Raw genomic sequence first — 23650 nt, 5'->3', positions numbered from 1 at the left:
CTGACCGTAGGGGACGGCGGTTCACGCTTCGGGAGCATCGACAAGATTGAGTCTATCGATGGGTCTTACTTCAGCTATGCGCGTACTTTGCATGACTTTACCGCTATTCGGACGGTGCGGTAACAACATGCGATTCAACCCGAAGTTGAACGACATTGAGGAGGTCAGAATGAAGAACTCGGTTTCAGGCAAGATAGGCGTTGTTTTGGTCGCCGTAATCTTGGGAGCATGTGCGGGCGGGTTGGGGTCTGGGTCCGGGTCTGAAGCAAACGTCGCGGAGAATTCCGGTTTCCTGAGGGATTACTCCCGTCTGACGGAGACCAAGGACAACGAGGGTAGGACCATTCGGGCCTGGGTGAGCCCCAAGCTCACGCCCGCCAACTACAACGCGATATTGCTCGATCCGCTCATCTTCTATCCGGAGCCGAGGCCAAACGACCGCGTGAGCGCTGAGACGCTGCAACAAATTCTCGCTTACTCCAATGACACGCTTAAGCGGTCACTCAGTCAGCGATTCAGGATGGTCGATCGGCCGGGGCCGGGCGTGCTGCACCTTCGCGCCGGGTTCACGAGCGTCGCCTCGCAAGGGGAAGGCCTCAAGCCCTACCAGTACGTACCGATGGCCTTTGTGGCCACGATGGCCATAAGGACCGCGACGGGTGGTACGCCTCAACGCGCCTTCATCGTGATCGAAGTCGAGGGAACGGACAGCGTCACGGGTGAGTTGCTGGGGGAGAGGGTGCGGATTGGGACAGGCGAGCGCCTCGCTCAGGTTGCAAGTACGCAGGTCATGACGTTGGACACGTTGAAGCCGTTACTGGACGATCTGGCGGCATCTGCCTTTCCGGAACTGGCGCGGTACGTCAAGCCCAGATGAGACGGATCGCATTTGGCCGCGCAGATAAAGACTTCACCGCCCCTGCGACGAGACCCGAGGGGGCATCACGCGAGCAACAGATAAATGCGTTGGTGCTGCCTGCAGGAGGGAACCTGGAAGTGATTTGGCTCGGCGTACGACCTGCGATTGGTCAGGTCGGTGTGGCATGACGACAGTGATCGGCTTGAGGCGCTGAAACCTGACGTCGAACCGGGCGCTCTCGACGGTCCGGCAGGCTCTGCATATCTGCTTCGACGGGCAGATCGCGTTCGCTGTGTTTGTTGCTCGCTCTTGTTGGCGAGATGAGGTCAGCGCGACAATGGGACGACTACGGGGGCCAGAGAAGTACATCGCATCGAGGTCCGGCGTGGAAGTGCCGGCGGTGCACGCATCCACAATCCGCATTGCGCCGTGTAACGCCCTTTCGCATTGACCACCGGAACCGTTTCAGTCATGTGGTGAGAATCATGACCCCGCCGGCGGTATCGATCATGTCCGATCGCGCAGACGCGTCTGGAGGTCGAGCGGCTATCGGCCTGGCGACGCAAACTGCGAGATGCCTGCGGCACGCAACGGCCGGAGTGGCCCTGCTCTGGCCTACGCTGACCTCCGCGCAAGAGATGGAGCCGCGCGCCTATTCGGCGACTCCTGTGGGTACGAATTTCGTGGTGGCAAGCTATGCGCGATCGACCGGTGGCGTGTCGCTCGATCCCACGCTGCCGATTACCGACGTGAGCGCGAGAATCAACACGTACCTGCTCGGCTACTCCCACACCTTCGGAATCGCGGGACATGCCGCCAGCTTTGCGCTGGCGGTACCGTATAGCAACGCCGACCTGAGCGGTAATGTCCAAGGTGTGCCCGGGACCGCGTGGCGATCGGGGCTGGGCGACGCGACCTTCAGGGTCGTGATGAACCTGCTGGGCGGTCCTGCACTTACGCCGGAAGAATTTGCGCGGCACCGGCCAACCACCACGCTGGGCGTCAGTCTGCTCGTCATCGCGCCGACAGGCCAGTACGTGCCATCCCGCGCGATCAACGTGGGATCGAACCGTTGGGCGTTCAAGCCGGAGCTGGGACTGTCTCAACCCTTGGGAGACTGGTTCGTGGAGGGTGCGGCCGGCGTATGGCTGTTCACCGACAACGATGACTTTTTTGGAGGCCATCAGCGCAGCCAGGCGCCAATGCCCGTTTTTCAGTGGCACGGCGGCTATACATGGCGTCCTGGATTGTGGCTCGCTGCGGACATGACGTACTTTGCGGGCGGTCGGACAAGCATAAACGGTGTCGAGGACCACGACCTCCAAAGCACTGTGCGGTACGGCGTGACGTTGTCAGTTCCGCTTGCTGCGCAATGGTCGGCGAAGGTGGCATGGTCGCGCGGCCTGATAACACGCGTTGGGGGCAATTTCCAGACAGTCTCTCTTTCATTGCAATACCGCTGGTTCAATCATTGAAGGGTAGCCACAGGCGGTCTAACGAAGTCCGCCGGCAAGATATCGCTTAGTGCTACCGGCGGGCGACGAGACAGAACGGAGGTAACATGAGCGACCTTTTAATATTCTTCATTGTCTTTGCGTGCGCGTCTGCCAGTGTTGGCGTTGGCTCGTATCTGCGTAACGTGCTGCCGAAACAGCACCTTAACGATGAATCGGCAGCTGTAGTAAGACTCGCAACCGGTCTGATCGCGACCATGGCCGCGTTAATACTTGGGCTGCTGATCTCGTCAGCGAAGGCCTCTTTCGATACTGTAAGCACCGAGCTCATCGACGCAACCGCCCATGTCGTCCGTCTTGACCGCGTACTGGCGAAATACGGACCGGAAACGCAACCGATCCGTGAAGCGCTCAGGCGAAGCTACGCGGCGACGATCGATACACTTGCTTCCGATGATCCTTCCCGACTGGCGAAAATCGACAATCCAGAAACTGCCCACCGGGTCGAAGACATACAGCGGATGGTAGAGGGGCTTTCGCCACAGAACGCTATGCAACGCGAGCTCAAGACGCGTGCACTCCTGCTTGTTGATGAAGTGTTCGCTACGCGCTGGCTGGCGATACTGAAGGAAAAAGTTCCTCTTCCCATGCCGCTTCTCGTAGCCTTGGTGTTTTGGTTGGTCGCCATTTTTGGGACGTTTGGTTTGTACGCCCCCCGCAACGGCACGACTATCGCTGTGTTGCTCGTGTGTGCCTTGTCGACATCCGGGGCGATATTTCTGATCCTGGAACTGAACTCGCCGCTTAATGGCGTCGTTCGCGTTTCGCTGACTCCAATGCGCGAAGCGCTCGCCGTTCTCGGAAAATGACAATGCCCAATCGAAACGATCGGTAAACCCCGCCCGTTCGCTGTCTAGACGCTGTGAAAAAAGCGTCGGCGACGGCGCTACGTGGCAGCGAACATCGTTGGGGCGGAAATGCCACCCTTATCAATGACAACTCTGGCCGACGACTTGAAGTGCAAGATCGGAGTGCAAATGTCCTTTACCAAAGGTGGAGCCGACGTTCGAACGTCCGCGTGAAAGCGTGAGCCAACGTCCGTAGGTGGCCGCACTCAGCCGTTCACCAACGGGCGCAACCCGAGCGCACACACTGGCAAACCCAACCAATTCGCGTCACAAATCCGCCGAGTCCGGTTTATTGCGTTCCGCGTCACAGACGCGTGACCGAATTCGTTACTAAGACCTTCATCCTGCGTTTAGCCCTGGTCCAACCCACAGCGCGCCGTCCCGCTGCCCCCTACACCGACGCGCGTCGCGAGCCTTCTTCCCGGAGCGGCAACTCTTCACTGTTGCTCGCATTACCGCTGAGAAAAGCCCGCAAATCGGCAAGCACCCGCTCGGGCGCTTCTTCCATTGGAATGTGTCCAAGACCCGGATACATGACCGACTTCGCGCCCGGAATGCGCCGGGCGAATTCGGCGGCGTGCGCGGTGGGAATCCAGCGGTCCTTCGCGCCCCACAAGATGAGCGTGGGAACCACGAGCGTAGTCAGCACGTTTGTATCGAGTTCTTCGAAATCGAGCGTCGGCACCATCTTGCCGATCGCGGCGCGCGTGCCTTCGCCGCGAAAAAAGTCGACGTAGCGCCGCAGCGTGACGGCGTCGAGTTTGCGCGCATCGCCATACACGTTGCGCACGGCGCTTCTGATGATGATTTCCGGCAACCATCGCGGCGAACTCGCGCGGACCAGCGCGTGATTGAAAAGATCGATGTAGATGGGCAGCTTCATCGGGAAGCCGGCCGAGTCGATCAATACCAGTCGCTCGACCGCGTCGCGATGACGCACCGCGTAGTCCCACGCAATAAGCCCGCCAAGCGAATTGCCGATGAATACCGCACGTGAGACGCCGAGCGCCTGCAGGAACGTGTCGATGAAACGCCGGTAGGTCGGCAGGTTCATCGTTTCAATGACGCCGGTACTGGAGCGCAGCGGTCCCGTCACGCCAAACGGCGGCAGGTCGAGACGAATCACGCGGTGCGCGTGCTTGAGTTCATCGGCGACACGGTTCCAGGTGTGCAGCGAAGACGCGAAACCATGAATCATCACGATGATGTCGCCACTGCCTTCGTCGACGTAATGGACATCCGCGCCCATGATCCGGACGAATCTGGAGCCGCTTTGCGTGTAGCGTCGGCGCAATTCGTCGCGCGGCACACTCGTGATGCCGAGCCGAGCGGCGAGCGAGCGCGGCGGCAGCGCGGCGGCGTTCGATGGTCTCGTAGATGACGAGCCCGATGCCGAGCCGGATACCGACGAGGCCGACGACCGAGGTTCTATGCTTGCCATGTTTTGCGTCTCTCTTTTTGTTCGAATCGAAACTGCAAACGGACATCGAGCCGACCCCAGCCGCCACTGAATCAGGGCAAGAAGCGATAATCCCGCGGCCGCACGCGCCGCGTCCGTTTGCGAAAGCTGAACGTGAAGCCCGGCCACAGCGCGGTCACCTTGCCGCTTCCTGTCTGATACCAGCTATGGCAGCCGCTCGACCACACGGAGCGCTGCATATTCTTCTGCAGGCGCGCGTTGTAGTCGCGTTGCACGTCGGGGCGCAGGTCCATCGCGCGTACGTTGCGCTCGCGTAGCACGCGCAGGCAATCGCCGATGTACTGCACTTGCGACTCGATCATGTAGATCATCGAGTTGTGGCCGAGAAAGGTGTTCGGACCAGCGATCATGAAGAAGTTGGGAAAGTCGGCGATGCTCGTGCCGAGATACGCTTCCGGACCGTCGCGCAGCCATAGCGCACGGAGATCCGCGCCGCCGATGCCCGTCACCTCGAACGGCGCGCCGAAGCCGTTGAACTGAAAGCCTGTGCCGCAAATGATCGCGTCCGCCGCGTGATGTGCGCCGTCTTGTGTCACGATGCCGTCCGCGACCACTTCACGAATGTCCGCTGTAATCACGTTCACGTTGGGTTCGACGAGCGCGCGATAGTAGTCGCTCGACAGCAGAACCCGCTTGCAGCCGAGGCGGTAGTTCGGCGTGAGCTTCGCGCGCAGTTCCGGGTCTTTCACGCGCCGTTCGAGGTAGCTGAGACACAGCTTCATCGGGCGCTTCATCAGTTGCGGATGCCTCACGAAAGCGATGGCCTGCGATTCGAGCTTCCAGTAGATCGCACTGCGTACGACTCGCTGCGTGAACGGCACATGCTCGAAGAGCCAGCGCGCGCGTTCGCTAATGCGCTTGTTGGGCTTGGGCATGATCCATGGCGCGGTGCGTTGGAACAGATCGAGTTGCGCGACGCGCTGCTGGATTTCCGGCACGAACTGGATCGCGCTCGCGCCGGTGCCGATAACCGCGACGCGTTTTCCTTCGAGCGGATACGCGTGATCCCAGCGCGCGGAATGAAACAGCTTGCCTTTGAAACTCTCGAGCCCCGCAATTTGCGGCATGGAGGGGCGGGATAGTCCACCGCTCGCTCCGATCAGCACATCCGCCTCGACGTTCTCGCGCATGCCGTCGACATCCAGTTCGATGTGCCACACGTGACGCGCTTCATCGAACCGCGCGGCCACGACGCGTGCATTGCAACGCACGTAACGATCCACGCCGTACTTGCGCGCGCAGTGCCTGAGGTAGGCGAGAATTTCCGCCTGGCCGCTGAACTCGCGCGACCACGCAGGGTTCGGTTCGAAAGAAAACGAATACAGATGCGAAGGCACATCGCACCCGGCGCCCGGATAGGTGTTGTCGCGCCAGGTGCCGCCAATGTCGGCGGCGGCCTCGTAAAGCGTGAACGACGTAATGCCCATTTTTTGCAGACGCACGGCCATGCCGATGCCGGCGAAGCCGCTGCCCACGATTGCAATGCGCGGCGCGACGGCTCGTGTGGATGCGGCGGATGAAGCGGGCGTCACAGCAATCTCCGGCAAGGATGTTCGGGCCGTGTCGTCGTTCAGGAAACGCGGCGTGGCCGCGAACAGGCGGCCGCTCGAACGTTACGCGCAGGGTAGACAACTGTGCACCTCGCGTCAAGATCGTTTAGAGTACGTCTATTAAACGCGCGTGCTGCGCGGTGATTCAAAACCCATCACCAAGGCCATGAAATCCGTAACTGAAGCCGTGCCGAATGCCGGCGACACTGCGGCCACTCAGGAATTGCCGGCCGGCAAACGCAAGCTGATTGAAGCGGCGTTGCGGTTGACCGCGGGCGGGCGCGGCTTCGCAAGCCTCGGTCTGCGCGAACTCGCGCGAGAGGCGGGGCTGAACCCGAACACGTTCTATCGTCATTTCGACACGCTCGACGATCTTGCGCGCGAAGCCGTCGATTCGGTAAGCCGTCGGTTGCGGCCGATGCTGCGCCGCGAGCGCTGGCTTGCCGCGCACGACGAACCGCACAGCGTGCCACGGCGCGCATGCGTGGCGTTCTTCGCATTCGCGTTGGAAAACCGCGAGGCGTTTCTGAGCGCTTTAGCTGAGTATCACGGCACGTCGCCTGCATTGCGCGAAGCCGTGCGCGCGACGCTTCATGCGGTGTCGGCGGAAATGGCGGACGACGTCGTGCAATTGCAACTGATGCCGGCACTTCCGCGCGATGTCGTCGATGAAGTGTGCACGCAGATCGTGCTGCAACTGTTTCATCTGTCAGCGGAGTTTATCGGCGCAGATGCGGACGCAAGCGAAGAGGACAACGCCAACGCCGACGTCGCCCGCCGCGATGCGCTCGTGAGTTATGCCGAGCGCTTTGTCGTGCGGCTATTTGCGGGCTCGATGGTGCTCGCGCGGCACGAGGAAGCGCAGGCGGCCGTGTCGAGCCGTGCGTGATTCGTCGAGTGTGCAAAAAAACAGGCTCCATGAAGGGAGCCTGTTTTGCATCGTATCGTCAGGTGCACCACGGTGCGCCGCGCTTTGAGCGGCGCAGCGGGCGAGGGCTAGGTGTTGTCGCTCCAGCCGCCGGAATCGTCGCTGCTGCCCATGTCGATGCCGCCGCCGCTGTTATCGTTCCAGTCGTTCGAGCCTTGGCCGAAGTCGAGGCCGCCGCCGTTGTCGACATCGTTGCCGCGCCGGCGCGTTTCATCGTCGACGATCACGTCACGCTCAACCACGCGTTCACGTCCGGAGTTCAGCGCTTCTCCAAGCAGAACGCCGGTGAGCAGCCCACCCATGCCGCCACCGAAACCGCCGCCTTGCTGCACGATAACCGGCGGTTGCTGCTGTTGATAGGGACCTTGCTGTTGATAGGGCGGCTGCGACGGATACGGCCCTTGCTGCGGATTGCCAAAGCGCTCGGCTTCGCGTGCATACGGCGATTGCGCGCTGTCAGCCGCGGCGCTTGCATTCGGATCGGGCCGGCCATCGGCTCGGGCGCGCAAGCTGCCGATGCGCTGCTCCAGTTCGTCGAGTTGATACGGCGGCACCGGATTCTTGCTGTTCGATAGCGCTTCAACGAGCGTTCGCAACTGGTCCTCCGTTGCTTCGACTTCTTTCTCCAATGCTTCGTGCCCGGGCGCCGTGGAAAGCTTCACGTCGAGCTTGAGCGAGCGCACTGAGTTGAGCAGCTCGGTCGCACGCTTGAGTTGCACGCGACGGTCGTCGTCCGCGCGCGTATCGTCCTGCGAGCGCGCGCGGCGCAAAGTCCAACGCAGCACCAGCGCGATTACGCCAACGAGAATCAGAATGCCGACCCACATGCCGATGCCCGGACCATGGCGCTCAGGCGCTTGCTGTACGGCTGGCGCGTTCTGCTGGCCGAACGGATTGGTCGTGCGGTTCGTCAAGGCGCCAATCCCGCTTTCACCGCCGTTACCGCTCGTGCTGGCAGTGCGTTCGGCGTCGCGGCGAATGCGTGCCTCGACTTGCGCGAAGCGCGTCGGGTCGGTGAAACGGATCTGCGGATCGAGCGTCTTGGCCTGCTGGACTTGCGCGAGCGCGTCACCATAACGACCTTCACGGTCGAGCACCTGGCTGTACAGGTAATGCGCGTGTGCGTTGTTCGGATGCGCCTTCAGTACTTCGGACAGGCCGGCATCGGCCTGCTGCCAGTTGCCTTGCGACATTGCCGATTCGATCTGCTGAACCGTGGGCACGGCAAACGCTGCCGTGGATACGAGCATCAGCGAGACGAACGCACTTGCAATAACTTTTTTCATTTGCAGACCGGGCGCCACGCGCCCGTCTCCTTCAGTCGATTGCGGGGGCCGGCTAACCGGAGGCCGGCTGACCGGAGCCACCTTACCGCGCACTGCTACGCAATTACTGAGCCGGCGAGTTGATCTGCTTTTTCAGTGCTTCCAGACGGTCTTCCACCGACGGGCCGCGGTTCAGGTCTGCCAGCTTGTCGTCGAGCGCCTTGCCGCTTTTGACATCGGCGGAATTCAGACGTGCGTCCGAACGGGCATTCGACAACGCGACCTTGTCTTCGAGCTTCTGAAAATCCTCGGACAGGTTTTTCCCGCCGATGCCGCCCAACGCCGTTGCAGCGACGTCTTTCGCTTCGGCGATCTGTTGCTTGGCTTGCAGGATGTTCGAGCGCGCATTCAGATCGTTGCGACGGCTGCGCATGTCCTCGATCTGGCTTTTGAGTTGCGCGACCGACGGCTCCAGCGTAGAGAGTTCCTTGGTCAGCGCATCGCGTTCTGCCTCGGCCGTGGCTTGCGCGCCGAGCGCTTCGCGAGCCAGCGCTTCATCGCCGGATTGCAGCGCGCGCTTTGCGCCGTCTTCGTACTTCTTCGCCTTGTCGGCGGCAACATCGCGCTTGCTTTGCTGTGTGGCCACTTGCGCCTGGATCTCGATCAGCGAGTTCTCGGCGCGGCCGATGCTCTCGTCGAGTTCGCGTACGATCTGGCGCGAATCGCGCGACGGGTCTTGCACCGAGTCCGCCGCGTCGTTCAGGAGACCTTTTAGCGTGCGCGAAATGCTGTCAAAAAGCGACATGAAAACCTCCAGAGAATGGTGTCGGCGCTGAATATTCCTGCGCACTCAACTGCTTGTCACTACTACTTTACGCCGCCGCGCGAGAAGCTGCGCAGCGTTCGGACCGGAGGTCGGGGCTTGCTCGCCGATTGCAATAGCGCAACAGCAAATTGTCGGTTTCACCTGTGCACTTATCGCATCACAAAGCGAAAGGTTTTCGGCGACGAGCACGCCAACCCGTCCCTCTGTAGCTCGCGGATATTACACCACGGGCTCTCTTAAAATGGGCTTAAAGGGCGCGATGAGCGAGCCGCTCAGTGTGCCTGCGGCGAGTGTCGCCAACGTGAAAGGCGCACGCGTCGCCAGGGAGGAGGCGAGTGACATGCGCAGTCGACCGCTTACAAGCCGGTGCAAGCCGGTGCAAGCCGCTGCAAGCCGGTTGCATCGACGTTGCGCGTTCCATTGCTGCGCACTATCGCGATGGTTACGCGAAGCGGCCGCCTTCGGGGCCAAGATCGCTGTGCGGATCGTCTTCATCGCGCATGGGGTCGAGACGAGGGCGTTTTAGCACGCTTTTCACATGAGTTTGCACCGTCACGGCGGCGGGCAGCGGTTCGTCAATCGCGGCAGCGCGTGCCGCCGCCATTCTCGCGACAGCCTCGGCGGTTGCCACGGCGTCTTCGTCGACTTCGGCGGTAAGCGCCGCCAGCACATCAGCAGGCAGCAGCGGGGCAGGTGCAGGCGCGGGTGGCACATTTTCAACGGGAGTTGCAGCGGCGGACGCTGTCGAACCGGCCGCGACACTTGCCCCATTGGTATCCGAACCGGCCCGAAGGTCCACGCGCGTTTGCAACGCGGCCGGCAGCGCGTCGCGCGCAACTCTCGCCTCGTGCGCGACGCGCTGCAGCGCCGCGTCGAGCGCATCAGGCGCGCGTGGCACATTGAGCCGATCGACGATACTCGCTGCTTTCACCTGCTCGCTGGTCGCGCTGAAACTCAGCACTGCGCGCCGCATGAGCTCGCTCACGCTGATGCGGAGTTCGTCCGCAGTGGCGGCGATCGCGCGTTTCTGCGCGGGTGTGACGAATACGACGATGCGTTCGCTGGGCTTTGTCATGATCGGCTCGCATACTTGTTGGCATGGCGCCTGACGGCGCGCATTGGCGCACATCGGCATGCGCGGAGTCCATCATATGACGAGTTGCGCCGATCGCAAACGGGCGCTTCATGAAAATGCCGTGACATCAACGAGTTGTCGCGCTTTTTGTGGTCTTGTCCACAGGCCTTTCAACAAAAACTGGGGATAACTTCGCAAATGTGCGCAAGCGCCTCGCAAGCCTGCCGAATCTACCCACGGCCTGCCGCCGGGCGTGGAAGCGAAGGGAATTCTTACAAAAAAACTCCGTTGAGCGCCGCTTGATTTCTTTAAAATGCGCTGTTACGTTGCGCCGGACAATGTCCCGGGTGCGCCGTGGCGACTCGCCGGGGCACAGAGTCGCACGGCGGTCTGCGCCCAGACTACGCCGCTCACGATTCATGCGCGCCTGACGCGCGAGAACAAGGCGTTGAGTTACGCGCCCACTATTCCAGTCATGCCAATCATCAAACGACCGCATTCCTCGCAATCTCCGGCCGGTCAAGACCGGGACTCCTACCACCGCACGCAGGGACGCAACGCCGCTTCGCGCGACGCCGGAGAGGGCGGACGCTCGATCGGCGCGACGGTCGCGATCTGGTTCGCGAGCCTCGTCGCGATCGTCGCCGTGGTCGGCGCGCTGATCGTCGGCTACGCACTTGTCGTGATGGGGCCGCAACTGCCTTCGCTCGACGCGCTGACCGACTACCGTCCGAAAGTGCCGCTGCGTGTCTATACGGCGGACCATGTGCTGATCGGCGAATTCGGCGAGGAGCGGCGCAGTCTCGTGCGCTTCCAGGACATTCCCGACCAGATGAAGAAAGCGGTGCTCGCAATTGAAGACTATCGCTTCTACGAGCACGGCGGCGTCGACTTCCTCGGCATTCTGCGCGCCGGCTTTGCCGACCTCGCGCACGGCGGCGCGTCGCAGGGCGCGAGCACGATCACGATGCAGGTTGCGCGCAACTTCTTTCTGTCGAGCGAGAAAACCTATACGCGCAAGATCTACGAAATGCTGCTCGCCTACAAGATCGAGCGCGCGTTGACGAAGGACCAGATTCTCGAGCTGTACATGAACCAGATCTATCTGGGCGAGCGCGCTTATGGCTTTGCTGCGGCAGCGCGCGTGTACTTCGGCAAGGATCTGAAAGACATCACGCTTGCGCAGGCCGCGATGCTCGCGGGTCTGCCGAAAGCGCCGTCCGCGTATAACCCGGTCGTGAATCCGAAGCGAGCAAAAATCCGTCAGGAATACATTCTCAGGCGCATGCTGGAGTTGCGCTACATCAGCCAGGAGCAGTACGCCCAGGCGGTGAAGGAAGAGATTCACACGCGGAACCCCGGCAACGAATACAGCGTGCACGCCGAGTACATTGCCGAAATGGTTCGCCAGATGATGTACGCGCAGTACAAGGACGAAACTTATACGCGCGGCCTGAATGTCACGACCACCATCGATTCCGCCGACCAGGACGCCGCGTATCGCGCGGTGCGCAAGGGCGTGATGGATTACGAGCGGCGCCACGGTTATCGCGGGCCGGAAGGCTTCGTGCAATTGCCAGCGCCTGGCGACGACCGCGATCAGACTATCGACGACGCGCTCAACGATCATCCCGATAACGGCGAGATCATCGCCGCTGTCGTCACGGAGGCGAGCCCGAAGCAGGTGAAGGCGCAACTGGTCGACGGCACGCAGGTGACTATCGGCGGTGATGGCTTGCGCTTTGTCGCCAGTGCGTTGAGCGCACGCGGCGCGGCCGCAACGAAGATCAGGCCGGGATCGATCGTGCGCGTGATGAGCGACGCCAAAGGCAACTGGCAGATCACGCAGCTCCCGCAGGTGGAGGGCGCACTGGTGTCGCTCACGCCGCAGGACGGTGCGATTCGCGCGCTCGTCGGCGGGTTCGACTTCAACAAGAACAAGTTCAATCACATCACGCAAGCCTGGCGTCAGCCGGGTTCGAGCTTCAAGCCCTTCATTTATTCGGCGGCGCTCGACAAGGGGCTCGGACCGGCCACGATCATCAACGACGCGCCGCTGTACTTCCCGTCGAGCACGCCGGGCGGCGACGCGTGGGAGCCGAAAGACGATGACCAGCCCGACGGGCCGATGCCGATGCGCCTCGCGTTGCAGAAGTCGAAGAACCTGGTATCGATCCGGATTCTGTCGTATATCGGCACGAAGTACGCGCAAGACTTCGTTACGCAACGCTTCGGTTTCGACGCCGACAAGACTCCGCCCTACCTGCCGATGGCGCTCGGCGCGGGGCTCGTGACGCCGTTGCAGTCGGCGGGTGCGTATTCGGTCTTCGCGAACGGCGGTTATCGCATCAACCCGTATCTGATCAACGAAGTAACGGACGCACGCGGCGAGCCGCTGTCGAAAGCGCAGCCGCTTACCGCGGGTCGCGACGCGCCGCGCACGCTTGAGCCGCGTAACGCGTACATCATGAACAGCCTGCTGCATTCGGTCGCAACCGCGGGCACTGGCGCCGGCACCAACGTGCTGCATCGGTCGGACCTGCAGGGCAAGACCGGAACGACCAACGACGCAAAGGACGGCTGGTTCGCCGGCTATCAGCAATCGCTCGTCGCGGTCGCATGGATGGGTTACGACCAGCCGAAGACGCTCGGCAGCCGCGAATTCGGCGCACAGCTCGCGCTGCCGATCTGGGTCGAGTACATGCAGCGCGCGTTGCGCGGCGTGCCGCAGAGCGAGCCGGCGCAGCCCGAAGGGGTGACTTCCGTCGACGGCGAATTGTTCTACTCGGACATGACGCCGGGGAACGGTTTTGTCGCGAGCATCGGCCTCGATTCGGCGAATCCGACGGCGGGTGTGAACGACGCGGTTGGAGGCGTGGGGCCCGCGGGCTTGACGCCGCCGGCAGTGCCGCCGCCGAGCGTGTCGTCCAATGAGAAGAAGCAGATCATGGATCTGTTCGAGTCGAACAAGCCTTAACAATGTGCGCGCTAGCCGATCGGCGCGCGCAACGTGGTGCCCGTAGCCGTAACACCGTGCGGGCTTCACGCTTTCCGGCTGCGCTGCGGCGGTAGCTAGTCTGCCGATTCTGTTGGCGGGACGCACGCTGTGTTTTAATCATGCCTGCGATGCTCGATCGGGGTCCATTAGCAGGCTGGATTCGTTAGCTGTTTCTATCTCGAGCATGGCTGCGTCTTGCGGCGAGCAAGGCGTCACCATCCCTCAAGCGCGCCCGGACCCGGCCGGATACGCGCACATGCCACGTTGAGCGCTGGGGGCACACAGCCGCAGCCGCCGACGTGTTTGCCTTCCAGCATCCACCGGGTTCCCGCATTGAAAAGTCGAATTCTCATCTGTCTGATGACGGGGCTGCTGCGCGCCTTCGCTATATTGCCGTATGGGCTCGTCGCGCGGTTTGGCAACGGCGTCGGCGCTCTGCTGTACCGGATTCCGAGCACGCGCCGGCGGGTGGTGCATACCAACCTGAAATTGTGTTTCCCCGACATGAGCGACGCAGCGCGCGAACGTCTGGCGCGCGCGCATTTCTGCCATGTGATTCGCAGTTATGTCGAGCGCGGGCCGCAATGGTTCGGCAATGCGCAGGCGCTGGCCCGACTCGTCGAAGTGGAAAGCGCAATCGATCTCTCGGAGGTTCGGTCTCAACCGACGATCTTCGTCGGCTTCCACTTTGTCGGCATCGAGGCCGGCTGCATGATGTATTCGACGCGGCATCCAGTGGCGTCGCTTTACACGCCGATGTCGAACCTGTTGCTCGACGCGATGGCGAGGCGCCAGCGCGGGCGTTTCGGCACCGAGATGATTCCGCGCAGCGACAGTGTGCGGCGTGCGTTGCGGGCCTTGCGCGACGGCACGCCGGTGATGCTCGCGGCGGACATGGACTTCGGTTTGCGCGATTCGGTGTTCGTGCCGTTTTTTGGCGTCCAGGCCTGCACGCTCACGTCTGTCTCGCGGATGGCGCGCGCGGCGAACGCCCGGGTCGTGCCGTTCGTGACGGAGGTGCTGCCGGGCTATCGCGGCTACAAGCTGAGTATCTTCGAGCCGCTAGCCGGTTTTCCGTCGAACGACGTAACGGTGGACGCACGACGGATCACCGAGTTTCTCGAGACGCAGGTGCGACGGATTCCTGATCAATATTATTGGGTGCACAAGCGCTTCAAGAACCGTCCGGAAGGGGAGGCGGGCGTTTATTGACGCAGCGGGCGGCCGTATGTGCGTGCTTTCGTTGCGCGGGCAGTGGCGGCAAACGCGTCACAAGGGCAAACGCTTGTGCGTTCAAGCACTTGGCTGCTGTGTCCTATGGTTATCCACAAAGCTGTGAACAAAGTCTGTGGATAGATTGGTTCCGCGACGCATAGGGGCTACAACCATATGGGCTACCAACATCTGATCCGACGGACGCTTCCCATCCTATCGACCTATGCTTCATTCCACGCCGTCACCCATAACACCAGCCGGCTCAACGAGTTAGCCCGTTTGTCAGAAAGTTTTCAACAGCCTATTCAACATCAACTGGGGATAAGTGCGCGGCGTCAATTCGGATTAGCTGGTTCGGCCCCGGACGCCCGCGCAGTTTCCTTCGTTTCCTTTAATGTTGACTGTGCAGTCACACCTGGACTTGCTCCCGAACCCGCCGCCTCGACGGGCGGATTGCCCATCGCCTGAAATAGCGCCGCCGTGTCCGTCAGACGCGCGCTCGTATAGCGAATCTCGTCGAGTTGCGCGTTGCGAAATTGCTGCTCGCTCGTACGCGTGGACGATACAGGTACGGCGCCGAGCCGATAGCGGCCGGAGGTTTCATCGAAAATTCCCTGAGCGGAACGTGTCGCTGTATTCGCGGCGTCCAGCGCCTGCGCGTCGTGTTCGAGCGCGGCCAGCGTGTCGGCGACATTCTGGAACGCGGCAAGCACCGTCTGCTTGTATTGCGACACCGTGGCCTCATAGGTGTTCATGGCCGCGCGGCGCTGTGCCACCAGCGCGCCGCCGTGAAATAACGGCTGCGATAAAGAGGCGCCGATGCTCCAGATGGCGCCCGCGCCGGACAGCGCGACGGGCCAGCTGAAGCCGCCTTGTCCCATCGATGCGCTTAACGACAGGCTCGGGTACATCTGCGCGGTCGCTACGCCCACATCGGCGGCCGCAGCTTTTAGCGCGGCGTCGGCAGCCTGAATGTCGGGCCGTGCCTGTAACAGTTCGCTCGGCACGACCACCGGCACCTGCTCGGGCAGATGCAAGCCCGCGAGTTCCAGATCGGCTGGCGCGGCGTCCGGGCTACGACCGAGCAGCACGGCCAACGCATGACGTGTGGTTTGCCATTGCTGCCGCAACCCCGGCAGGCTCGCGGACAAGCTCGCCGCACTCTGTTGCGCGCTCAACTGATCGGCGTGCGACACGGCCCCGAGCGCATAACGTCGTTGTGTGTCGCGTGCCTGATCGTCGGCAAGCGTCACGAGCCTTTCGGTGGTGTCGATCTGCGCGCGCAACGCGGCGCTCGTAATCGCGGCGCTCACGATGTTCGCGGCGAGCGCGCGACGGGCAGCGTCCAACTGATACGCCTGGACGTTCACGCGTGCAGCTAGCGCGGCGTCGGCGAGGCGCGAGGCGCCGAACAGGTCGATCGTGTAATGCGCCTGTAACTGGCCTACGAAGATGTTGTACAGGAACGTGTTAGGGCCAATCTCCGGAATTGCGAGCGCGCGATTGCGCGTCGCCTGGCCGCCTGCGTCGATGGTGGGCAGCATCGAACTGCCAATCTGGCCGCGCAGTTGTTCGCGCGCGGCGGCGAGACTCTGCTCGGTCGCCGCGAGGGTCGGGCTGTTGCGCAGCCCTTCTTCGACGAGCGCATTCAGCGTGTCCGATCGATACAGCTTCCACCATTCGGGTACCGGCTTCGCGCCGACCACGAACTGCTGCGCGACGCCTTGCGCCGGGACCGTCTGCGCCGGCTGCGCTTCGCTGCCGTAGTGGACCGGCTGCGGCATCGCCGGCGGCTCGCCGTTAGGCCCGAACGAACAGGCCGCCAATACAAAAGCGGAGCCCGCTAGCGCAACGCACGACGGCAGGTGTGCCGCCTTCAAACCGCCGAAGCATCGAACGACGCAGGAACGTGCGAAGTGGATCATGCTCAGTTCCCCGTATGCGCCGCGCCGGACGCGGACGGCGTTTGCGGCTCACGCTCGTCGTTGCGTACTCTGAACGACATGGCGTAAAGAGCCGGCAGATAGAACAAGGTGAGGACGGTCGCGCTCGTGATGCCGCCCATGAGCGCGGTCGCCATCGGACCAAAGAAGTTGGAGCGCAAGAGCGGAATCAGCGCGAGGACGGCGGCCGCGGCGGTCAGTGTGATCGGCCGGAAACGCCGCACCGTGGCGCCGACGATTGCATCGAAACGCTTGTGCCCTGAAGCAATGTCCTGCTCGATCTGGTCGACCAGAATGACCGAATTACGCATGATGATCCCGAACATCGCGATCACACCGAGCATTGCGACGAAGCCGAACGGCTGGCCGAACAGCAGCAGCGTGAAGACGACGCCGATCAGGCCGAGCGGCGCGGTGAGCACCACCATCAGCACGCGCGCGAAGCTCTGCAACTGGACCATCAGCAGCGTCAGCACGGCGATGATCATGATCGGCATCTGCGCATTGATCGACGTCTGGCCCTTGCCGCTTTCCTCGACCGAGCCGCCTATCTCGATGCGGTAACCAACGGGCAAGCTCGCCCGAATCGGACCCAGCGCCTTGTCGACAGCATGCGTGACGTCGATGCCTTGAGCGCCCGGCGCCACGTCTGACTGCACGGTGATAGTGGGCTGCCGGTCGCGTTCCCAGATCACGCCATACTCCAGATCGTTGCGCAGATGCCCGAGCGTACCGAGCGGCACCGCGCCGTTCGGCGTCGGCATGGCGAGCGTAAGCAGCTTCGCCGGATCCACGCGCTCAGCCTTCGGCGCACGCAGATCGACGCTGATCAGCTTGTCGCGCTCGCGATATTGGGTGACGGTATAGCCCGACAGTGTCATCGCGAGGAAGCTCGAGATGTCGTCGGAGCTCACGCCGAGTTCCCGGGCCTTCTTCTGATCGACTTCGAAACGTACCGAGCGCTCGGCGGGCTCGTCCCAATCGAACTGCACGTTGCGCGTGCCGTGGTCGGCGCGCAGCGTCGCGGCAACGCGTTCCGCGATCGAGCGGACCGTCGCGATGTCGTCGCCGCTCACACGGAACTGCACCGGATAGCCGACGGGCGGCCCGTTTTCGAGGCGCGACAGGCGCGTGCGGATGGCAGGGAAGTTGTTGCGCAATTCGGGTTCGAGCCATTGCGCGAGCTTCTCGCGGTCCTTCACGGATTTCGCCGTAATCACGAACTGCGCGAAATTGGGCTGGGTCAACTGCTGGTCGAGCGGCAGATAAAAACGCGGCGCACCGGTGCCGACGAAATCCACCGTGTGATCGATTTCGGGCCGGCCCACCAGCACTTTTTCGAGCCGCTGCGCCTCGCGCAACGTGGCATTGAACGAGGCGCCCTCGGGCAGCCGCACGTCAACCAGCAGTTCGGGCCGATCGGAGCTCGGGAAGAACTGTTGCGGCACGAGCGTGAAACCCGCCATCGCGAGCACGAACAATACGACGGTAATCGCGAGCACGACAAAACGTCGTTCGATACACCAGCCGATCCAGCCACGCAGACGTGAGTAGAAACGCGTGTCGTAAATGTCGTGCTCGTGGTCGTCGGCTTCGTGCGCCGCGCGCTTGCGCTCGGGCAACAGGTGATAGCCGAGCAGCGGAATCAACACGACGGCTGCGAGCCACGACGCAATCAGCGCGATGGCGGAGACTTCGAAAATCGAGCGCGTGTACTCGCCCGTGCTCGACTTGGCCAATGCAATCGGCAGGAAACCGGACACGGTGACGAGCGTGCCGGTCAGCATCGGAAACGCGGTACTGGTATAGGCGAACGCCGCGGCACGCGTGCGGCTCCAGCCTTGTTCCAGTTTCACCGCCATCATTTCCACAGCGATGATCGCGTCGTCGACGAGCAAGCCGAGCGCGAGCACGAGCGTGCCGAGCGACACCTTGTGCAGCCCGATGTCGAACAGGTACATGCACAGCGCGGTGACGGCGAGCACGACCGGAATCGAGATCACCACCACCATGCCGGTGCGCACGCCGAGCGACACGAGACTCACCACGAGCACGATGGCGACGGCTTCGGCCACGGCTTCCAGAAAGTCGTCGACGGAATGCGCGACCGCGTGCGGCATGCTCGACACTTCGGTCAGTTGCAAGCCGACGGGCAGAGCCTTTCGCAGGCGGACCATTTCCGCGTCGAGCGCCTTGCCGAGACGAATCACGTCGCCGCCCGGCTGCATCGTCACGCCGATGCCGAGCACCGCCTTGCCGCCCGCACGCATCTGGGTGACTACCGGATCGTCGTAGCCGCGCTTGATTGTCGCGATGTCGCCGAGACGGAACGAACGGCCGTTGATGCGAATCAGCGTGTCGGCGAGCGCGGCCACGTCCTTGAACTGGCCGCTCGGGCGCACGAACACACGGTCGTCGGTCGTGGTCAGCGTGCCCGCTTGCGCTACGGCGTTCTGCGAGTTGATCGCCTGGCCGAGTTGCTGGGGCGAAATGCCGAGACGCGTCAACTGCGTATTCGTCATTTCGATGTAGATGTGCTGATCCGGATCGCCGAAATAATCGACCTTGGCGACGCCGGGCACGCGCAGCAGAACAGTGCGCAACTGATCCGCGTAATCGTGCAGTTGCGCGGGAGAAAAGCCGTCGCCTTCGAGCGTGTAGATGTTGGTGTAGACGTCGCCGAACTCGTCGTTGAAAAACGGCCCCTGGATGCCTTGCGGCAACGTCGCCGCAATATCGCCGACTTTCTTGCGCACCTGATACCACGTTTCGGGCACGTCCTTCACCGGCGCCGAGTCTTTCATCGTGAAGAACATCAGCGACTCGCCGGGGCGCGAGTAACTGCGCACGAAGTCGATCGCGGGCGTTTCCTGCAACTTGCGGCCGATGCGGTCCGTGACCTGTTCCTGCACCTGCCGCGCGGTCGCGCCGGGCCAGAACGTGCGGATCACCATGACGCGAAACGTGAAGGGTGGATCTTCGGATTGCGCGAGCCGCGTGTAGGCGAGGATGCCGAATGCGGTAGCAAGCGCGATCAGGAAGACGACCAGAGCCTGATGACGCAGCGCCCACGCGGACAGGTTGAAGCGTCCCTCTTCATGCGTCGTGCTCATGAAGCGAAGTCCTCGGGATGCAGCGGTGCGATTGCGCGGACTTTCTCGCCGGCGCTCACGGTGTGCACGCCTTGCAGCACGACACGCTCGCCGTCTTTGAGGCCCTGGCTGATGACGATTGTGCGTTCGTTATAGCGCGCGACGGTGACGCGGCGCAGCTCCAGCATGCTGTCCGCGGCACGCACGACCCACACGGCCGGCTGCGTACCGTCATGGAAGAGCGCAGTGGCCGGCAACACGATGAAGCCGTGCTGACTTTGCGCGCCGCTCGCCGACGACGGCGCAGGCGCGGACAACGCGATGTCCGCGGTCATGCCGAGGCGTACGTCGGGGCCCGGATTGTCGAGTGTGAGTTTCGCGCGATAGGTGCGGCTTTGCGGATCGGCGGCGGGCGAGAGCTCGCGCACGCGCGCCGTGAATTTGCGCCCCGGCAGCGCACCGAGCGTGACGTTTGCCGTCTGTCCGACCGCAAGTCCGGCCAGCGCGCTTTCCGGCACGTCGCAGACTACGTCGACTTCGCCGCTCCACGCGAGGTTGTAGACCGCCTGGCCTGCCGACACATTCTGACCCGTGTCGGCCTGCTCCGCGGTGATTACGCCGGCGTGATCGGCGACGAGGGTGGTGTATTGCAACTGGTCTTTCGATAGGGCCGCCTGCTGCGCCGCCTGATCGCGCTGCGCGGCAGCCGATGCATACGCATTCGTGGTCTGCTCGAGCTGCGCGGGTGCGATCAGATTTTCTTTTGCCTGCGCCTGATCGCGGTCCAGTTGCTGCTTCGCGTATTTATAGCTGTGCTCGGCGGCGGCGAGTTGGGCCTGCGCGCTGGCTGCGTTCTTCTGCGCATCCGACGGGTCGAGCCGCGCGACGATCTGGCCGTTCCTGACCACGTCGCCAAGACGCACGCGCCGCTCGACGATCTTGCCACCGACCCGAAAGGACAGCGGCGTCGAATAGCGCGCCTGCACTTCGCCGGGCAGTGACGTAACGGGTGCCGTATTGCCGTCCGCATGAACCGCGACGGCTACCACCGGACGCGGCTCGGGCGCGGCTGCTTCTTTCTTCGAACATGCGTTCAGCGCGACTACGCCTGCAAGAGCGAGCGCGAACGCGGCGCGGCGCAGAAGCCCTGGCCGCGCGAGACGATGGGACTGCTCGCGCATCGCCGACGATGCGGGAAAACCGGGACGCTTCACAATTACCCCAACAGGAGACAGCGAACGAACACGGCAAGCCGCGGCGGCTCGCCAGCGAAGAGCGCATGCCGATTCATGCAACTGGCATACGTGTCTGACTTCCAATGATGTATCGCATTCTAATACACACCTGTATTTGAATGGGGAGGCGAATTGGAATTCTTTTAGGTGCTAGACTCTTGCCCATGAAACGGCAACGATTGACACGCGAGCAAAGCAAAGACCAGACACGTCAGCGTCTGCTCGACGCTGCGCAAGCAATTTTCATGAAGAAGGGTTTTGTCGCGGCGAGTGTCGAAGACATTGCCGGAGCGGCAGGCTATACGCGCGGCGCGTTTTATTCGAATTTCCGCAGCAAGAATGAGTTGTTTCTCGAACTACTGCGGCGCGACCACGAAACCATGCAGGCGGGTTTGCGGGCCATTTTCGAGAACGCGGCCACGCGGGAAGTGATGGAAGAGCGCGTGATGCGCTACTACAGCAACCTGCATCGCGAGAACAAATGCTTTTTGCTGTGGGTGGAGGCGAAGCTTCTTGCGGCGCGAGACGGGCGCTTCAGGCTGCGTTTCAACGCCTTCCTGCACGAGAAGCTCGAACAACTGGCCGCCTATGTCCGCGAATTTTCGGCGCGGGTCGGCACGCCGCTGCTATTGCCGCCAGAGATGCTGGCCATGGGCCTGATGGGCTTGTGCGACGGTGTGCAGTTCTTCTATACCGTCGATCCGCAGAATGTGCCGAGTGAAATGGCAGAAGCGGTGCTGGCAGGATTCTTTTCGCGCGTGGTGTTCGGCCGCAGCGCATAACGCCAAGAGGCGGCCGGTCCGGCCGCCTCCCGCGCGACGATGGCTCAATCAGTTGGTCGCGAGTTGCGTGCAGCTATCCGCAACCGGGCTCGCGCAGACGAACGAATATTCCCCGCTGGTGCGCAAAACTTCCTCGCCCGCATGAAGGACGACCTGGATATCGGGGCAGCGCTCATAAGCGATGAAAGCCGAGCAGGCCGCGGCGGACCAGCAGACCAGAGAAAACGCAATTTTTTCGAAAAGTTGGAAACGATGTGGCATGGCAGTTGGCGAACGAATAGCGGTGAATTTTTTCCGGTCGTCATCTTACCAGTGGCTAAGGGTTTATACCTAGCCAAAAACCGCAATAATGCTTGAAACAGTGGTGCGTGCGCATCGGTAAAGCTGACGTGATTGTCATGTACAGGTCAGGATTGGGACAGGTCGGGTCGATACAATCGATTCGTTGGGCAAATCCGCGCGAGCCTTGCCGCGCGGGGTGATACAGGCGGCAGCGCTGCGCCGGCCCGGCATCTCGAGGCAGGAGTCGTCCCATGAATCAATTGCAGTCGATGCGCGTGTTCGTCAAGGTGGCGGACCTCGGCAGTTTCGTTCGCGCGGCGGGCGCGCTGGATCTTTCCACCGCCGTTGTCACCCGCCATGTGGCGGATCTTGAGGCGCGTCTCGGCACCCGCCTGCTGAATCGCACCACTCGTCGTCTTTCGCTGACGGAATCGGGCACGACTTACCTGGAGCGCGTGCGCCACATTCTCGACGACCTCGACGGCGTCGAGCAGATGGTGGTGGCGCGTCATCACGAGCCGGTCGGCACGCTGCGCATCGTGGCGCCGGTCGTCTTCGGGCTGCAGAGCCTCGCGCCGGCCGTCCAGTCGTACACCGCGCGCTATCCCGAGGTGATGCCCGACGTGACGCTTGCCGACCGTCACGCCGATCTCGTCGAAGAAGGCTTCGACGTGGGTATTCTGGCCGGACGCCCGGCGCGCAGCGCGAGTATCGTCACGCGGCGGCTGACTACGTGTCAGCTGACGGTCTGCGCGACGCCTGCCTACCTGACCCGGCACGGCACGCCTACGCGGCCGGAAGATCTGCTGGGTCATCCGTGCCTGAGCCGGCCGCCCGAGCAGGGCGGCGAGGAGCGTGTGTTCAGCGGGCTGGAAGGGCTCGTCCGCGTGAGGCCCGCGAACGCGATTGCCGCGAACAATAGCGAAATGCTGCGGCAATTCGCGCTGCTCGGCATGGGCGTGGCTATTCTGCCGAGCTACCTGATCGCGCGCGACCTTGCGTTCGGACGGCTCGTCGAACTGCTCGGCGATTACCGTCTGCCGGAGATCGAGATCACGATTGCTTATCCAAGCCGCCTGCACCTGCCCGCGAAGGTCCGCACGTTCGTCGATCACCTCGTCGAGCATTTCCAGTCGGACGCGACGGCGCCCGCGCGCGATTCTCGACGCGCGAAGCACGCGCGCCCAACCGCCGGTGCGGTCTGTCAGCCGTGGCCGCGCCCGCCTGCGAATGCGCCGCTGTCGGCGCCGTTGCCTGCATAGCGGCCAGCCGCGCTCAAATCCACAGGTCGTTGGCGGCTGTGCGTTCGTTGGTTTCGTCGCCGGTATTTTTGACGCCGCGCGGCTCGATCAGCAGCAGCTTGACCTCGCGTTCGGCGAATGGCTTGTGCTCGGTGCCTTTGGGCACGACGAACATTTCGCCCGCCGACAGCATCACAAAGCCGTCGCGCATGTCGATGCGCAACTGGCCGTCCAGCACGATGAATGTTTCGTCCGTGTCCGCATGCTGGTGCCACACGAAATCGCCCTCGATGCGCACGACCTTGAACTGGTAGTCGTTCATCTCCGCGACGACCCGCGCTTGCCATTGATCGCTGAACAGCGCGAGCTTGTCAGCGAAATTGATCGCGCGGTAGGTTTGCTGGGTTGCCTGACTATTCGACATGCTGTGCTCCTTCTCCAAAGATGATTGACGTCTCTGAAACGAGCGTACTGCGCGAAGTGCCGGCGAGTCTTGAACGTTTGTGGGCGGGAGCCG

Annotated in this window: 18 protein-coding genes; 8 read left to right on the top strand and 10 right to left on the bottom strand. The window is 62.5% G+C overall.

Annotated elements, in window-relative coordinates:
- Positions 1-169: 169 nt before the first annotated feature.
- The 3 genes from BCA01S_RS34820 to BCA01S_RS12655 all read left to right on the top strand — a co-directional run bounded on the left by BCA01S_RS34820 (position 170) and on the right by BCA01S_RS12655 (position 3182).
- Positions 170-877 carry a DUF3313 domain-containing protein gene (locus BCA01S_RS34820; RefSeq protein WP_161553657.1) on the top strand — a complete coding sequence of 236 codons (708 nt, stop codon included), beginning with the start codon at positions 170-172 and terminating at the stop codon, positions 875-877.
- A gap of 581 nt (positions 878-1458) precedes the next feature.
- On the top strand, positions 1459-2334 hold the full coding sequence (locus BCA01S_RS12660; RefSeq protein ID WP_341807713.1) for a transporter: 876 nt from the start codon (positions 1459-1461) through the stop codon (positions 2332-2334).
- Between the two features lie 86 nt (positions 2335-2420).
- Complete coding sequence (locus tag BCA01S_RS12655) at positions 2421-3182, top strand: bestrophin-like domain (protein WP_027777204.1); 762 nt, start codon at positions 2421-2423, stop codon at positions 3180-3182.
- A gap of 430 nt (positions 3183-3612) precedes the next feature.
- Here the strand turns inward: BCA01S_RS12655 and BCA01S_RS12650 are convergent, their stop codons facing one another.
- Together BCA01S_RS12650 and BCA01S_RS12645 are read right to left on the bottom strand one after the other, a co-directional pair.
- Positions 3613-4662, bottom strand: coding sequence for an alpha/beta fold hydrolase (locus BCA01S_RS12650; RefSeq protein ID WP_027777203.1), 1050 nt, complete (start codon positions 4660-4662; stop codon positions 3613-3615).
- A 71-nt stretch (positions 4663-4733) separates the two neighbouring features.
- Positions 4734-6233: a flavin-containing monooxygenase gene (locus BCA01S_RS12645; protein WP_027777202.1), complete on the bottom strand. Its 1500-nt coding sequence runs from the start codon at positions 6231-6233 to the stop codon at positions 4734-4736.
- Between the two features lie 184 nt (positions 6234-6417).
- Between BCA01S_RS12645 and BCA01S_RS12640 the strand changes: the two genes are divergently transcribed.
- Positions 6418-7140 carry a TetR family transcriptional regulator gene (locus BCA01S_RS12640; protein WP_027777201.1) on the top strand — a complete coding sequence of 241 codons (723 nt, stop codon included), beginning with the start codon at positions 6418-6420 and terminating at the stop codon, positions 7138-7140.
- Positions 7141-7247: 107 nt separating this feature from the next.
- On the opposite strand, the gene BCA01S_RS12635 is transcribed toward BCA01S_RS12640, so the two are convergent.
- From BCA01S_RS12635 to BCA01S_RS12625, 3 genes are all read right to left on the bottom strand, one after another.
- Complete coding sequence (locus BCA01S_RS12635; protein WP_027777200.1) at positions 7248-8465, bottom strand: tetratricopeptide repeat protein; 1218 nt, start codon at positions 8463-8465, stop codon at positions 7248-7250.
- Between the two features lie 103 nt (positions 8466-8568).
- Positions 8569-9249 carry a PspA/IM30 family protein gene (locus BCA01S_RS12630; protein ID WP_020070205.1) on the bottom strand — a complete coding sequence of 227 codons (681 nt, stop codon included), beginning with the start codon at positions 9247-9249 and terminating at the stop codon, positions 8569-8571.
- A gap of 463 nt (positions 9250-9712) precedes the next feature.
- A complete protein-coding gene (locus BCA01S_RS12625; RefSeq protein ID WP_027777199.1) occupies positions 9713-10345 on the bottom strand; it encodes a hypothetical protein in 633 nt (210 codons plus the stop codon).
- A gap of 475 nt (positions 10346-10820) precedes the next feature.
- Here BCA01S_RS12625 and BCA01S_RS12620 point away from each other — a divergent pair, with 475 nt between their 5' ends.
- Together BCA01S_RS12620 and BCA01S_RS12615 are read left to right on the top strand one after the other, a co-directional pair.
- Complete coding sequence (locus BCA01S_RS12620) at positions 10821-13322, top strand: penicillin-binding protein 1A (protein ID WP_027777198.1); 2502 nt, start codon at positions 10821-10823, stop codon at positions 13320-13322.
- A gap of 354 nt (positions 13323-13676) precedes the next feature.
- Positions 13677-14555, top strand: a complete 879-nt coding sequence (locus BCA01S_RS12615) for a lipid A biosynthesis lauroyl acyltransferase (RefSeq protein WP_027777197.1) — start codon at positions 13677-13679, stop codon at positions 14553-14555.
- A 338-nt stretch (positions 14556-14893) separates the two neighbouring features.
- Here the strand turns inward: BCA01S_RS12615 and BCA01S_RS12610 are convergent, their stop codons facing one another.
- Genes BCA01S_RS12610 through BCA01S_RS12600 form a run of 3 tightly spaced genes read right to left on the bottom strand, consistent with a single transcriptional unit; the run spans position 14894 to position 20774 of the window.
- Positions 14894-16483 (bottom strand): efflux transporter outer membrane subunit, encoded by a 1590-nt coding sequence (locus BCA01S_RS12610; protein WP_027777196.1) that lies wholly within the window; start codon positions 16481-16483, stop codon positions 14894-14896.
- Between the two features lie 2 nt (positions 16484-16485).
- Positions 16486-19614 (bottom strand): efflux RND transporter permease subunit, encoded by a 3129-nt coding sequence (locus BCA01S_RS12605; protein ID WP_027777195.1) that lies wholly within the window; start codon positions 19612-19614, stop codon positions 16486-16488.
- On the bottom strand, positions 19611-20774 hold the full coding sequence (locus BCA01S_RS12600; RefSeq protein WP_027777194.1) for an efflux RND transporter periplasmic adaptor subunit: 1164 nt from the start codon (positions 20772-20774) through the stop codon (positions 19611-19613). The genes BCA01S_RS12605 and BCA01S_RS12600 overlap by 4 nt, the downstream gene beginning before the upstream one ends.
- A gap of 218 nt (positions 20775-20992) precedes the next feature.
- On the opposite strand from BCA01S_RS12600, the gene BCA01S_RS12595 reads away from it, so the two are divergent.
- Positions 20993-21610: a TetR/AcrR family transcriptional regulator gene (locus BCA01S_RS12595; protein ID WP_020070212.1), complete on the top strand. Its 618-nt coding sequence runs from the start codon at positions 20993-20995 to the stop codon at positions 21608-21610.
- A gap of 48 nt (positions 21611-21658) precedes the next feature.
- Here BCA01S_RS12595 and BCA01S_RS39040 read toward each other — a convergent pair whose 3' ends face one another.
- Positions 21659-21871: a hypothetical protein gene (locus BCA01S_RS39040; protein WP_020070213.1), complete on the bottom strand. Its 213-nt coding sequence runs from the start codon at positions 21869-21871 to the stop codon at positions 21659-21661.
- Positions 21872-22143: 272 nt separating this feature from the next.
- On the opposite strand from BCA01S_RS39040, the gene BCA01S_RS12585 reads away from it, so the two are divergent.
- Positions 22144-23154: a LysR family transcriptional regulator gene (locus BCA01S_RS12585; protein WP_027777193.1), complete on the top strand. Its 1011-nt coding sequence runs from the start codon at positions 22144-22146 to the stop codon at positions 23152-23154.
- A gap of 13 nt (positions 23155-23167) precedes the next feature.
- On the opposite strand, the gene BCA01S_RS12580 is transcribed toward BCA01S_RS12585, so the two are convergent.
- Positions 23168-23557, bottom strand: a complete 390-nt coding sequence (locus BCA01S_RS12580) for a cupin domain-containing protein (protein ID WP_027777192.1) — start codon at positions 23555-23557, stop codon at positions 23168-23170.
- Positions 23558-23650: the final 93 nt, after the last annotated feature.

It is taken from the genome of Paraburkholderia caledonica NBRC 102488, from assembly GCF_000685095.1.
Lineage (GTDB): Bacteria > Pseudomonadota > Gammaproteobacteria > Burkholderiales > Burkholderiaceae > Paraburkholderia > Paraburkholderia caledonica.
Note: the sequence above shows the minus strand (reverse complement) of the source record. Positions and strands in the feature narration are given on the sequence as shown.

Excerpts from the sequence above, each read along its gene's own strand:
- BCA01S_RS12595 (WP_020070212.1), top strand. The coding sequence starts at position 20,993 with ATGAAACGGCAACGATTGACACGCGAGCAAAGCAAAGACCAGACACGT.
- BCA01S_RS12650 (WP_027777203.1), bottom strand. The coding sequence starts at position 4,662 with ATGGCAAGCATAGAACCTCGGTCGTCGGCCTCGTCGGTATCCGGCTCG.
- BCA01S_RS12655 (WP_027777204.1), top strand. The coding sequence starts at position 2,421 with ATGAGCGACCTTTTAATATTCTTCATTGTCTTTGCGTGCGCGTCTGCC.
- BCA01S_RS34820 (WP_161553657.1), top strand. The coding sequence starts at position 170 with ATGAAGAACTCGGTTTCAGGCAAGATAGGCGTTGTTTTGGTCGCCGTA.
- BCA01S_RS12600 (WP_027777194.1), bottom strand. The coding sequence starts at position 20,774 with ATGCGCGAGCAGTCCCATCGTCTCGCGCGGCCAGGGCTTCTGCGCCGC.
- BCA01S_RS12585 (WP_027777193.1), top strand. The coding sequence starts at position 22,144 with ATGAATCAATTGCAGTCGATGCGCGTGTTCGTCAAGGTGGCGGACCTC.
- BCA01S_RS12635 (WP_027777200.1), bottom strand. The coding sequence starts at position 8,465 with ATGAAAAAAGTTATTGCAAGTGCGTTCGTCTCGCTGATGCTCGTATCC.
- BCA01S_RS39040 (WP_020070213.1), bottom strand. The coding sequence starts at position 21,871 with ATGCCACATCGTTTCCAACTTTTCGAAAAAATTGCGTTTTCTCTGGTC.
- BCA01S_RS12625 (WP_027777199.1), bottom strand. The coding sequence starts at position 10,345 with ATGACAAAGCCCAGCGAACGCATCGTCGTATTCGTCACACCCGCGCAG.
- BCA01S_RS12630 (WP_020070205.1), bottom strand. The coding sequence starts at position 9,249 with ATGTCGCTTTTTGACAGCATTTCGCGCACGCTAAAAGGTCTCCTGAAC.
- BCA01S_RS12610 (WP_027777196.1), bottom strand. The coding sequence starts at position 16,483 with ATGATCCACTTCGCACGTTCCTGCGTCGTTCGATGCTTCGGCGGTTTG.
- BCA01S_RS12640 (WP_027777201.1), top strand. The coding sequence starts at position 6,418 with ATGAAATCCGTAACTGAAGCCGTGCCGAATGCCGGCGACACTGCGGCC.
- BCA01S_RS12620 (WP_027777198.1), top strand. The coding sequence starts at position 10,821 with ATGCCAATCATCAAACGACCGCATTCCTCGCAATCTCCGGCCGGTCAA.
- BCA01S_RS12580 (WP_027777192.1), bottom strand. The coding sequence starts at position 23,557 with ATGTCGAATAGTCAGGCAACCCAGCAAACCTACCGCGCGATCAATTTC.
- BCA01S_RS12605 (WP_027777195.1), bottom strand. The coding sequence starts at position 19,614 with ATGAGCACGACGCATGAAGAGGGACGCTTCAACCTGTCCGCGTGGGCG.